7 protein-coding genes are annotated in these 13,190 nt (G+C 38.8%); all 7 read right to left on the bottom strand.

The window, feature by feature from the left end:
- The 7 genes from KFO40_RS16830 to KFO40_RS16800 all read right to left on the bottom strand — a co-directional run bounded on the left by KFO40_RS16830 (position 1) and on the right by KFO40_RS16800 (position 13,085).
- A complete protein-coding gene (locus tag KFO40_RS16830) occupies positions 1–2,112 on the bottom strand; it encodes a DUF5117 domain-containing protein (RefSeq protein WP_211146616.1) in 2,112 nt (703 codons plus the stop codon).
- A 25-nt stretch (positions 2,113–2,137) separates the two neighbouring features.
- Positions 2,138–4,486, bottom strand: coding sequence for a zinc-dependent metalloprotease (locus KFO40_RS16825; protein ID WP_211146615.1), 2,349 nt, complete (start codon positions 4,484–4,486; stop codon positions 2,138–2,140).
- Positions 4,487–4,501: 15 nt separating this feature from the next.
- Positions 4,502–6,169 (bottom strand): PKD-like family lipoprotein, encoded by a 1,668-nt coding sequence (locus KFO40_RS16820; protein WP_004298749.1) that lies wholly within the window; start codon positions 6,167–6,169, stop codon positions 4,502–4,504.
- 17 nt (positions 6,170–6,186) lie between these two features.
- Positions 6,187–6,870 carry a DUF4843 domain-containing protein gene (locus KFO40_RS16815; RefSeq protein WP_004298745.1) on the bottom strand — a complete coding sequence of 228 codons (684 nt, stop codon included), beginning with the start codon at positions 6,868–6,870 and terminating at the stop codon, positions 6,187–6,189.
- A gap of 9 nt (positions 6,871–6,879) precedes the next feature.
- Positions 6,880–8,403 (bottom strand): RagB/SusD family nutrient uptake outer membrane protein, encoded by a 1,524-nt coding sequence (locus tag KFO40_RS16810; RefSeq protein ID WP_004298743.1) that lies wholly within the window; start codon positions 8,401–8,403, stop codon positions 6,880–6,882.
- Between the two features lie 16 nt (positions 8,404–8,419).
- Positions 8,420–11,773 (bottom strand): SusC/RagA family TonB-linked outer membrane protein, encoded by a 3,354-nt coding sequence (locus KFO40_RS16805; RefSeq protein WP_211146614.1) that lies wholly within the window; start codon positions 11,771–11,773, stop codon positions 8,420–8,422.
- Between the two features lie 133 nt (positions 11,774–11,906).
- A complete protein-coding gene (locus tag KFO40_RS16800) occupies positions 11,907–13,085 on the bottom strand; it encodes a FecR family protein (protein WP_004316101.1) in 1,179 nt (392 codons plus the stop codon).
- Positions 13,086–13,190 lie beyond the last annotated feature (105 nt).

Below are 13,190 nucleotides of genomic sequence, written 5' to 3'. Positions count from 1 at the left end.
TCAAGAAACCACACGGAAATATTGCTCCATTCTTCTCAAAAGCAGAATATACATATCACGTACTTCCCTTTGGGAATGTGTCGTGCTAAGCTCCTCCAGTCTATCGTGCAGACTATGCAATTCGTTCGTCAAACGTTTCTTTATACTATTATGTTCAGTAGCTTCCTGCATAATATCCAGCCATGCTTCCAAACATATCAGCTGAATATCCATCTGTTCATAACTAACGGCTGACTGCGGATCAAAACCATTAAACAACCCCTTATAAAGATCCCGGAAAAAATCAATATCGTCATACCCCTTCCGGTCACTCTGCAACGCCTGCAATCGAAGAGCTGAAATTGTCTTTACACTCAACAATTGTTTGAACAACCTCGTCAGTTCCGGATACAGAAGATTGTTTCTTGTTTCCAACAAATTCTCTTTTACATAGGTACATTCTATCTTTTTAACAGAATGAAATAAATAGTTGTCCAAATCAAGCATTGCCTGACGCTGTGCATCTGCCGGTTGAGAACTACCCACCACCTTTGCCATTTCCATCAGATAACTCCCATACAGACGAATAGCCTTTCTGTATATATCAGTGAGCGAACTCCCTTTATCGTATTTCTTCCCCTTATACACAATCTTGTCCAACCGACTCACTACAGTCTGTAAATCCGATATTTTGACCGTATAATCTTCTGGAAATGAAGAATTAGAATTCTCCTTCCCTGATGGTTGGAATAAACGAATGTGATCTGGTAAATTATGCTCTATCCATTGGCGGAGCTTCTCCCGTTCATCATAACAATTTTGGTCTCCTTTGAAAGGATGATAACCAAAATAAATAGTACGGCAATCATTATCTCCAACTTTTAAAGTCTTTCCACACGAACTTTTCGATAAACTTCTGCGCAAACCTAAAAGATATCCAATTTCTTCCGTTATTTCATTTTGCAACAATTCTTTTTCCACTTCTTTAGAATAACGGTCAGCCAGAATACGCGAATCCGAGGCACCGCAACTTAACAGATAGTCGTCTAATTTTCCTTTTAGGAATCCATGTCCGATATTCAGACGACATGAAAGTATTTCTCCGGTACGAGGATGACAGATAAAGTCACTTTTGATCCCCGGTATTCTTAAATCATAAGATATAAAAGCACGTTGTTCCGCCGGAATTATCTTTCGGTCTGCATACCTTACTTGTAAAGCATCATGAATACCTGCTTTATGGAAGGCGGTATTCCATGCTTCCACTCCTTCCTTTACTGCCTGGAAGTATTCCTTCGGAAAAAGGGTATCTACATAGAAAGTAAGCGGTTGTGACATATCCCAACGAAGAATCAATGAATCTTCTACCATACAATAAGGATTTTGCGAGTAATCTTTGAAACTCAATGTCCGGTAAGGTATTCTGTAATCTGCCAAGCGGATCTGATCTTTTTTCAGAGGTAGCAAGCGTACTGCACAAGTGACTTCCAAAGGCATACTACCTTCAGGCAATATAATGGCAGAACTGGACAGCATATATCTTTCCGCTTCAACTCCATGATAGCGCCTGACCGTAAACGACACACCTTCCTTAAAAGGATGTATTTTCATTATTTCCGACAGTTCCGGAACCAAGGAACGAATAAAACTATCATTATAGCTGAACCAGTCATCGCCAGTCATCAGATACTCTGTTATCCGAATAATAGCTCCCTGCTCTTTTGAATAGGCCACCACTGGATAACTTTTACCGGCAGGTTGCATATTTGACAACGAGAAAGATTGCTGATATGTGCTTTTTTCATCTAAAATACGCTCTGTATAAAACGGTTTTTGAAAGCAAATTGTAGCTTTATCCGGAGATATAATACGCACTACTCCCAGTCCGTCAACCGGACGATTCAACAAATCAAACCCTCGGTCTATCTGTCCACTGACTTCAATTTCCCGCCCGATATATTTTTCGGGTATTTCCAAATAGATTTCTTTTTCCGCTACATACACAGGAAACACACCGTCGATCTTATCCATCCCGGCAACAAAAAACTCGTCAAATGACTTGACGGAATCCTGTGCCTGAAGCAAAGCTGTGACACACAACAATATACCAATCACATATCTTCTTCTCTTCATGAATTTCTTTATTTACTTTTCATCATTAAAACAAAATACTATCTACAAGAAACATTGCCCGTTTTTTGGCAACCGGATCCGTAATCTTATGGCTATAATCAAGACTTTCCTCCTTTATTCTATTCAAAGCCTGCATGATGGAAACCAATAATCTCGACGAAGTTATCTTTTCTGATCTATCCAACAATTTAACAAGTTTACTCACATAAAGCAGCTGCACTTTATACTTGGCGTCACTTACAGGAATATTGTCAGCCCATTCGGTAAATAATTCTTTATGTATGCTTTCCAAAAACTCATCTACAGACAACATATCCTCACAAACATTCTCCGTTCTTTCCACTTCCCGGAGGGAACGAATCATTTCCGACATCAGCTCTTCATAAAAGCGATCGAACTCCCGACTACCATTTATTTCTAATTTAGCGGTAAGTTTTTCATCAAACATCCACACAGGCGGTTGTAATATATAAGCCTGTATAAAGCTCATAACCTTCTTATTGTAATCGGCTTTTTCAGGTATGTAAATATTCTCATCATCCGGCTCAGCAAGACGTTTCCCGCCCAAATGAGACAAAACGTGCTGTACCCACTGTTTATAATGCTCCAATACCGCTTCATAACGCCCCTGTAATACACGCAAAGACGTTTTATCCGTCACATTCCAGACATCCGGATGTTCACACAAATATTTCAAGTTCTCTATTCCCTGTGTATTAACCATAACATGGTCATTACCCAAATCTTCTGCCTGAGCCCTTACATCCATTCTGCCCGAAAAATGTAACGAGGGATCTTTCTGTTTTTCCTGATTCCAAAGGCTCCTGTTCTTTTCTCTTTCAGAAGCATCTTTACCCGGAAATATACGGTAGCCCCATTCAATAGCCCACTTATCATATTCGCCGACACGTACCCGCCTGTTTCTCAAATCAACTTTATCTTGAGGACGCAAAGCATAATTACACCGCACATAATCCATTATGGAACTACCAATACTATATTGACTTAAAAAGTCATTATCACGTAATTGATCGATGGAGTAATGAGAACTACCCAGAAAGTTATGTTCCAACCCTAATGTATGACCCACTTCATGTGTCAATACTTGTTTTATCTGTTCGTATTGCAAAGAGTCCGGCAACTCTATATTCCATGCCTGCGGATCATTCGCTCCACATTGAGCAAAATACCATTTCTGTTCCAAATTCAAGACACTGCAAAAAATACCGATGTGGCAAGCTATAATCTCACCGGACCGGGGTTCGCATGGAGTCGGTCCATAAGCGTTATTTTGTCCTGATATCTTCCATGAGATGAACGGATAAGTACTGTCATAAATACTAAAATCAGGATCTTCCTCAACGGTAGGAGCCAGTCGCGCATCAATGGCGTTCTTAAATCCAGCTTTCTCGAAAGCCGGACGCCAGTCACGCACCGCTTCAATGATACAGTCGATGTACTTTTCCGGTGTATTACGATCTATATAAAAAATAATAGGTTGTATGGGTTCTACCAGTTCCCCCCTCATGTATCTTTCTTCATCTTCCGCCCTTATTTCCAGCCGCCATCGTTTGACAACAGATTTCCGAATAGCAGGCTGATTCCCTTGAAAACACTCCTTGCTGATAGAAAAATAAGCTCCGGTATTTGCAGCAACTGCCTCCAACGGTCTTTTTGACAGTAATTTTATGCAGATACCTGTATCCCAGTCTCCAATATAAGGAGGTGCAACAGGCTTACCTGGTATTTTCATTGACGAACTTCGATAAGCTCGTGATGCGTGTATCAACAAGCGGTTGTCATATCCTTTAATTTCCTTAATATAATCTTTCTCTCTTAAACGCGTACCTATCAATAAATCAAAAGATACAATATCAAGAGTAAACAAAGGAAAATCTTTTAATACTTCACCAATCTCTATCAGGCTGCTTCCCTGATTCCTAGCTTTAATCGGTAATATTTTATAAAGCCTTTCATTCCCACGTTGGGCGGCGATTTTTGCATACGTTCCTTCAGGATTTTCTATCACCCTTTCATATTGTGGATCCATCATCCACAACTCGTCACCCTGTTTACGGAAACTGAAAAATACCGGACCTATCATGTCACCCGCATATCCGAATTTCTTTTCCATATCCCGGTCCGGACGGGCAGGAGCTGTCAGGATAGTTGTCGTTACGGCAAACTCACGTCCAATCAATGAATCCGGGATTTCCCAATAGATATGTTTATCACTTCGGTAGGTAATAAACATACCGGGAATAACTTCCACTGGTGCTTCTTCTTTAATAAAAGTTGTAATACTTTGCTGTTGCCCGTACAGACAAGTACAGACAACAGCAAGAAATACAGCACCGATAATTCCTTTTAGCATAAAGACCGGTTTATACTATTCATAATTATAGCTAATATCAACAATCTTCCCAATAGGCTGATCGGGATCTTCGTAAACACAAATGCTGTTTTCTTCACGAGCTACATCACCCGCCACTGTCAATTGCAATTCTACAACTACACCTTTATCAGCAGTATTGATACCCAACCCGAGAGACATGCCTAGTTTCTCCTTATATTCGCCCGTTTCCTCATCGTCACCTTCCTCTCTCACACTTTCAGGGTCCTTAAATTTTAAACTAACTATCTGTGCTGACGGATCAGTTTCATAAGTATAAAGTTCAATTGCCCTTCCGCGATCAAGATCAATGCGATATAATTTATTACCCGATGTCATAAATATAAGGTTTGCCGTATACGCGTAAGAAGCTGCAAATTTTGCTGTTTCTACATTTACTTCGGACGGTAAAGCAATCGTATACCGGGCAGCACAAATAGGATCTTCATCTTGCGCACTGAATTTAAACACAGTCAGCTCTTTTCCGTTCCGGGGAGAAGCAATCGCATAAGCAAAATTTCCCCAATTTCCACCCGTAACAATATCATGTACTTCTAAAGACGGATCAATTACATCCGGATCAAACAAATTAGATTCGTCTGACATTGAATACGTGGATACAGGCTTCTGGTCACTCCATTTAGTACCATAATTACGTATACTTTGAGTAGCCTGATTCCCCATATAATCACCAACCCCCGGAATAGATGCACTAAGAAAACGATGATTTTCAGAATCAAAAAACAAAAAGCCTCCTCCATACGAACCATAAGCGGAAATAGCAGGAAACTCACTTTCTTTTTTTACCGAGAATGGTACACAAAACCCATCCATAGGAGCACAATATGCTTTTCCACTATTTACAAACAATTCACCATGAGTACTCATTTTATAAAACTCAATATTCAACGGTTCCCCTTTTCCAGTCGGTTCAAAAAGTATTTTATTCGACGGATATCTCGTTATTAAAGTACTTGGAGTCAATAAGGCCAAGTCCTGATCGGTTACCACCATTAACGCCGGACTTACTTTAAAACCAAAAAAACCCAGCATACTACTTAAAAACGAATCTCCATAGTTTTTTCTTGCACTTACCGCCAAAGGTTTTCCTTCTAACGGAAATGACTGATTCAGTTCTGATTTAAAGACATCCGGATAAACATAATATCCTTCCGGAGTACCCTCTATCGCTCCTAATACTCCCTTTCCTTCTTTTTCCTGCAATACAAACCAGCAAGGATTTAAAGGACGAATAATTGCAACTTCACCTATCTGATACCAGATTGTTCCACTCTTTTTATCCGTAATGACCAACATTAAACCTATATTTTCCGATTCATAAGGCTCGACTGTTACTTTACATTCTTTGCCTACGGAATAATCTTTATAATCACTAAGTCTGTCCGACCCCGCTTTCTTTCCTTCGATTGTTTTCTTCCATTGAAACACAAGGTTTTCCTCATTTTGCTCCAAAGTCTGAGAAATCTCGGGTATAATTGAAACTTCCACTGCTTCCTCTTTAGGCATACGTACCTTCGTTTCAGGTATTACGATATCCATCGTATTTACATCATGATAATCGTAATCTCCCTTGTCATCGTAACAGCCTGTTTGCAATAAAGCCGCTCCGATAAAACTTACTATACAGATGATATATTTCCTCATAACGTTTCTTTTTAATCTTATTCATATTCTATTTCATCACCTTCTTCACCTAAAATCGGTGGATTCCCCGCCTCCTTATATTCTCTATAAGCTTGCTTGATTACATCAATATCTTCATCTTCCAAGTCATCCCATACACGTTGGCATACATCCATAATAAACATATATTTAGCATCGCTATAGCTACCAAATCCCACATAATCACTCCATTCGGTCGGTTTCAACTCCCATCTGACATTTAAAACGATTTGATTCTTTTCTACCAGACCTTTATCAAACTGATGAAGAGGGTTATTCAAATCAAACTCCAGATAACAACCATAAACATTTCTACCTGCCTGTACTTTCGGACGATTTATTTTATAATAGAATATCTGGCAAACTGTATCAAGGTCAGTATATGTATACTTGCTTTCCAATAATACATCCACTGAATTCTGATAATCATTATTCGGAGTTACTTTCACACAGAAATCACGATTCTCTTTCAAAAAATCTCCTTGTATTCTTACCTCGAAACTGTCTACAGCATAAGGTTCTTTCTTCACATAATCCGTATCAACCAAAGTACGGACATGCGTAGTGCTACCATAGAAATTGATACGAGGTGTCTGGTCATATAAGTCTATCTCGTTTTCACTGCATCCTACATAAATGCCGCAAACAAGAATAGCTAAAACAAAATATATAATACGTTTCATAATGCTTCATCATTTAGAGTTGTTTCCAAAAATATACTCATCATCCGGCAACGTCATCTGATAATGGGCTTCAGTCATCGTTTCAATCCCACAACCATAATAAGTGCTATAATTATGCGCTTTCAAGAAATAGAAAAGTTGACCTTCCGCGAAATATTCTTTCCTATATTCTTTCATTATCTCATTAATACGTTTAGTCTGGTTTTTGTCTTCTTCCGAAGTATTATCAAGGTCATCATATCCGATAGACGATATCTCATCACTATAAGAAATACCACGTGCAAAACGTACGGTATTTAGTGCATCAGCACTTTCCGATGCAGAAGGAACACATTCTGCAACAATATAATACATTTCGGGTAAGCGTATCAAAGGGATAGCGTCAGCACCGGAATAAGCATATCCGCCATTCAAAGGTTTCTGATTATATTTTCTACAAAAAACATCTGTCCGACTTGCCCCATTAATAACCTCAAACATTTCCGTATTTTTTCTCCAGTCAGTATTCCCTGCATCGGCAGTTTCATAGAAGAATTTAAATTTATCTCCATCCAGATAGAAATGTTGCTGAGTATTGGTATTCTCCATATCCATATAATTTCCAATAAGCAAATTGGAGAATTCATTGACTGTTATTCCAAAGATTTGCTCTGCGTAGCGTATGGAATTGTAATTGGAAGCAGTCTGCGATTTATACAATGTAAAATACTTAGAGGCAGCAATCACTTGTTTAGCGTACTCTGTGGCCAATCCTTTACTTTCCGCATCACCTTTGTAACAATATACACGAGCCAGCATAGCTTTAACCGCATATAAATTCATACGAAACTCACGATTGACAAGAAAATGATTTTTATCTGTAAAATCTTCATCCGTCTGATCGGTAAAGAAATCAAGAGGATCACTCTCTTTCAGTAATTTTTCAGCGTCATTCAAATCTTTGAGAATAGCGTCAACCACTTCGCTGGCTGGTAAAACAGGAGTGGCATCCTTATCAAAAGCAATACGGTAGGGTATAGCTTTGGATGCAGGATGTTCTTTATAAACAGGACCGAACATACGCAACAAATCAAAGTGAAGAAAAGCGCGAAGCCCGAGTGCCTCTCCCTTCATAGTTTCATAATAGCGTTCGGTAACTAAAACATCTTTATTTTTGTCTACGTACTCCAAGAAGTTATTAATATTGGCTATGATGTTATACATCGTTGAGTAAATCCCATTCTTCTTACTCAAAAACATGTTCTCATAATCGAATACGATACTTTGATCGAAAACAGCATTTGTATTATACCCCGGATAATCGGAATATAATCCTGCCAACTCATCCAAATAAGCATAAGTCAAGTCTCCGGCATACAATGTCGTGGTTCCCAACTTCAAATAAATACCTGTAAGCGCATCCTTAAATCCTGATTCCGACTCAAATTGCTTGTCGGTAGGAATAGAAGTCTTCGGAGATACATCCAACCAGTCGCTGCAAGACATAAGTCCCAGCATTGTTGTTGTTAATAGTATATATATTATCTGTTTCATACAAATAGGTTTTTAATTAGAAAGCAACATTCAAAGCAAATGTAAACTGACGGGAATACGGATAGTACAAACCTCTTTCGCGTTTCACTGTAGACCAATAGAAAAAGTCTTCCATATTAAACGTCACTTTAGCGGAACTCAATCCCCAATGACTAATAAATTTTGTATTAGTACGATCCATACGATAGTAAACAGACAACGAACTTCCCTGGAATATATTTTCATCCATTATAAACCGGGAAGTGGCTTTCGTTTCCAAACCGTTAGGATTAAGAACACGGAACTGTGCCTTATCACCCGGTTTCGCCCAACGTAGCTGAGTTACCCGTCGATCTACATTATATTTCAAATTAGCATTTTCCACCTTGTCAAGCAAGGTCTGATTATATACCTGACCGCCAAACTGATACCTGAAGCTGACATCTGCTCCCCAACCTCTGTATGTAAAGGAAGAATTAATATATCCTTGCCATTTAGGTTCTGTATTACCAATAGGTACTACATCATTCGCACTCCAGTTAACGGCACTCGTCATCTCCCCGTTACGTTTCAATAATATTTCATCTCCGGAAGCCGGATCAATACCTAATGAACGTACTACCCAAATACGGGAAAGAGATTCACCTTCTTCATAACGTGGCAACGGCGTATCTTTTAAATCTGATGCACTTTTATCATTTCTGTATTTCATCGCTTCCGATATTTTCAATAGTTTGTCAGTATTATGAGAACCGTTTACTGTAATTGTCCAATAAGCTTGTTTAGCAGTGTTTTTATAAGGAATAGCCGAGAGAGAAATTTCCCAACCCTTATTCTCTATCTTTCCCAGATTTTCCGGATAACTGCTGAAACCAAGAGAAGGAGCAAGACTTATATTGGCAACCATATTATCTGTTATTTTCCGATAATATTCCACACGTGCAGTAAAACGCTGATCGAAAAACCCGAGTTCCAAGGCAAGATTAGTACTTTTTGTAGTCTGCCATTTTAAACTTTCATTATGCATAGCCAAGATTTCCGAACCTGTTGCATCCGACGAGTAATAAGGAAGCAGTAAATTGGAATATGTATAATAACCATGTGCCTGATAAGGATCAAAACCTTGGGAACCGGTCGTACCGTATGTACCCCTCAAAATGAAATCGGAAATAAAAGATACATCTTTCAAAAAGTTCTCTTTTTTCAAATCCCAACGTAATCCGGTTGACCAGAAAGGAGCCCAACGGTTATTTTTTCCAAACTGTGATGAACCGTCCAAGCGTATATTAAAGTCGAACGAATACTTATATTTATAAGAATAGCCTCCAGCAGCTACCCAACCAATGGAGCGCGTTGTCCTCTCATCTCCTGTCACCTTCTCATTATATTTCTTACCAAACAACAAGTTATCCATATTATCATTCGGGAAACCAGTCACATAGTTTCCATAAGTCTCCGAATTATTCTCCAATACACTCATACGTGCATTAGCAGTCAGGTAGTGATCTTCCAGTTGCTTATTCCAGCTTCCTGTTAAATCTATGCCCCAATTGACAGCTTCGCTCTGACTTCTGCGGTAATCACCTCTTAAGGTAGGATCGGTCACATTATCAAAAAGCGTATGTTGTGCAGGACGAAAAATATCACGATGTCCTACGCTTTTGGACAAATTAAAAGCTCCTTCAAACCGTAATTCATTAGTAGGATTATATTCCACCTTGAAAAGTTCACGTACTGTAAAGTTTTTACTTTGGTCTTTACTGTTGAATGTCGTATTATACATCGGATTCAGGTAGCTCGACTCACCACCCACTCCTTCGAAATTATCAAGCCGTTTTTGTATTTCTCCGTTCTCTCCATATGGACGCAGATAAGGATTCAAGCGGGTATATTCACTAAAACTTCCCCACGGAGACTCATTAGCTACCGAATTATCCAACGTAATGCTATTCTTTAACAACACTTTTTTCAGGCGATACTGAAAATCAAGTGAACCGGTCAATACATCACGCTTACTGTCTTTCATCACACCCGGAGAACTATTATATCCGACATACATCCGATAACGCAAGGCTTCGTCACCACCTTCCAACGTAACCGTATGTCGTTGTTGGAAAGCTGTTTGCAAAGGCTTGTCCAGCCAATAAGTATTTACTCCTGCCAGCACTTCACGCAATTTAGATTGATAGAGCTGCCATTTTTCAACTGTCTCACCACCGTATGTATAAAGCCCGCTTTGCAACTCTGCGTCTATCTTCTCTCTTGCATTCATTAAATTATATCCGGTCATATCCGGAGCTTCAATACGAAGTTCCCCACCATAAGTCACCCAAATCCGTCCCGGTTTGGGAGTCTTGCTTTCGATAACAATTACTCCATTTGCCGCACGCGAGCCGTAAATAGCTGTAGCTGCCGCATCTTTCAACACAACGATAGAAGCAACACGGTCGGGATCCATATCGGCAAGTGTCTGTATGGTGATTTCAAATCCGTCCATGATAAGCAGCGGTTGATTGGCATAGGTCTCATATTCGCCCTGAACTGCTAATACGTCATTACTGGTAGAATTAAAATCTACCGTAGCCTGTGCATTCAAATCCATATTTGCACCGCCACGCATACGCATATCAGGCAGATTATTCGGATTAGACCCCATATTGATATTATCCATGATGCGAAGCCCAGGAGCGACAGCAGCTATTGCTTTAGCCACATTATTCGTACTATATTTTTTCAGGTCTTCACCCTTGATAGTAACAGCAGAACCGGTGAATCCCTCTTTCTTCCTATTGAACATACCTGTCACCACTACCTCATCCAGCGCCTTTGTATCAGACTTCATCACTACCGACATATAGGATGAAGGATTCAAGAACTGGGTTTCCAAACCTACATACGATATTCTGACTCGGCTATCTTTCGAAACATTAGAAAGCTGAAAATTACCATTATTGTCCGTGATAGCCCTAATATTATTGGCATCTTCTACGATAATAGTGGCACCGATAACAGGAAGTCCGTCTTCCTCGGAAAAAACTTTTCCTTTTACTTGTGAAAAAAACTTTTTAGAATCCTCTTTTGTGATATTGATGAATTGTCCGTCAATGTGGTATTTCAACGGATTTTTCCCGATAATCACTTTCAATGCTTCATCGACTGTAGCTTTTTCTACTTTTCCGGTAGAAGTATAAGAACTGATTTCATCGTAGATAAAAAGAACTTTATATCCCGATACTTTTTCAAAACGTTTAAAAATAGAGGGTAATCCTTCATTTTTAAACTCCATTGTTATTTGCTTTTCCTTACCTGTTTGCGCTTCAACACGCCATGAATAGGCAAAAAGGAAAAACAAGAACAAGACAATGAACTTTTGTGCTTGATTCTTTTTCATAAGCCCGAATAGTTAAATAATATTTCATTCTTTTAATTATATACGAAGTTTAAAAAAGAATGGTTACCCTTAAAAGAATTTATTTTTCAGAAATATATATTTCTATTCAGATTTATGACTTTTTGCTCGTTTTTTATTCAATAATTAGTTTTCCTGTTTCAAAATGAGCATGTATCCTCTCCATTCGATTCAATAATTCAATCAAGTGAAAGATGTCTTGGTGACGATTTGCAAAGAAATGCATACGAAGATCCATAATTTTGCTATTGCGGAACTCAATATCTATATTATACCAACGCCCTATTTCTTTCATCATGTCAACCAGGGCAACATCGTCAAAATAGAAAAATCCTTCCTTCCAATATAAAAATGATTCAATGTCCACCTCGTTCACAGCAAACGTTCCGTCAGAAGAAAGCTGTGCACTTTGTCCCGGCATCATTTCAACACTATGAATTCCACAAGTATCGCTAACAGCCACTTTTCCTGTAATGAGCGTAACACGGACATCAATAGGAGAGTAGCTACGCACATTAAATTCCGTTCCTAATACGCGAACCTGTAGATTTCCACTTTTCACAATAAAAGGATGTTTTGCATCTTTAGTAACTTTAAAATAAGCTTCACCTTCCAAAGAGACGACTCTTTCTTTTCCTTTAAAAATCGTAGGGTAAGCTAATCGGCTGTCTGAATTCAAGAAGACTTCGGTTCCTTCGGATAAAACAACTTTGAATGTCTCTCCCCTGGGAATACTTAATCTATGTATCTGTACTTTCTGCTTTCCTACTTCCTTGGTTTCTGTCTGAAGAAGAGCACGACTATAATCTATTTCTTTAGAAGACAACTGTGCAGTAGAGGAAGACGAAAGAGATTCTACCACTTCTTTTAGTGGTTTTATTTCCTTCTCATCATTCACTTGTAAAGTGACTTCTTGGGCAACATGATTGGCTTGAAACACTTGAATGATTTCCGGTTGCGACGAAATCATCATTGCACGCAAAACTAAAATTATGACAACAGCTGCCGCTACACCTGTGATACTGGCCCACAACAGCATGCGTGTATTTTTTCTTCGATTGTTTTTAGAATGTTTATTATGAAAATCTGCCATTTCATTCCGGACATCAATTGCCAGCATATTTTGTTTTTTCTGCATCTCTATCACAATTTCTGCCAAATCAGAACATGCTTGCAAGCATTCCTCATCTTCTTTCAAATTATGTAATTGATCAGCAGTTATATGAGAACGATTCTCCATAATTTCCAGGAGTTCTTCTTCCGACTTACTTATATTTATATTCTTTTCATCCATAAATAATGTATTCAATATATATATTTACGGTGCGCCAGTCAAGGCTATATCTTAATCGTCCCTTTGGCAAGGATTAGGCAAGTGTTCTTTGAAAACGACCTATCA

It is taken from the genome of Bacteroides sp. 1001302B_160321_D4 (assembly GCF_015667765.1).
GTDB classification, from domain to species: Bacteria; Bacteroidota; Bacteroidia; order Bacteroidales; family Bacteroidaceae; genus Bacteroides; species Bacteroides xylanisolvens.
Note: the sequence above shows the minus strand (reverse complement) of the source record. Positions and strands in the feature narration are given on the sequence as shown.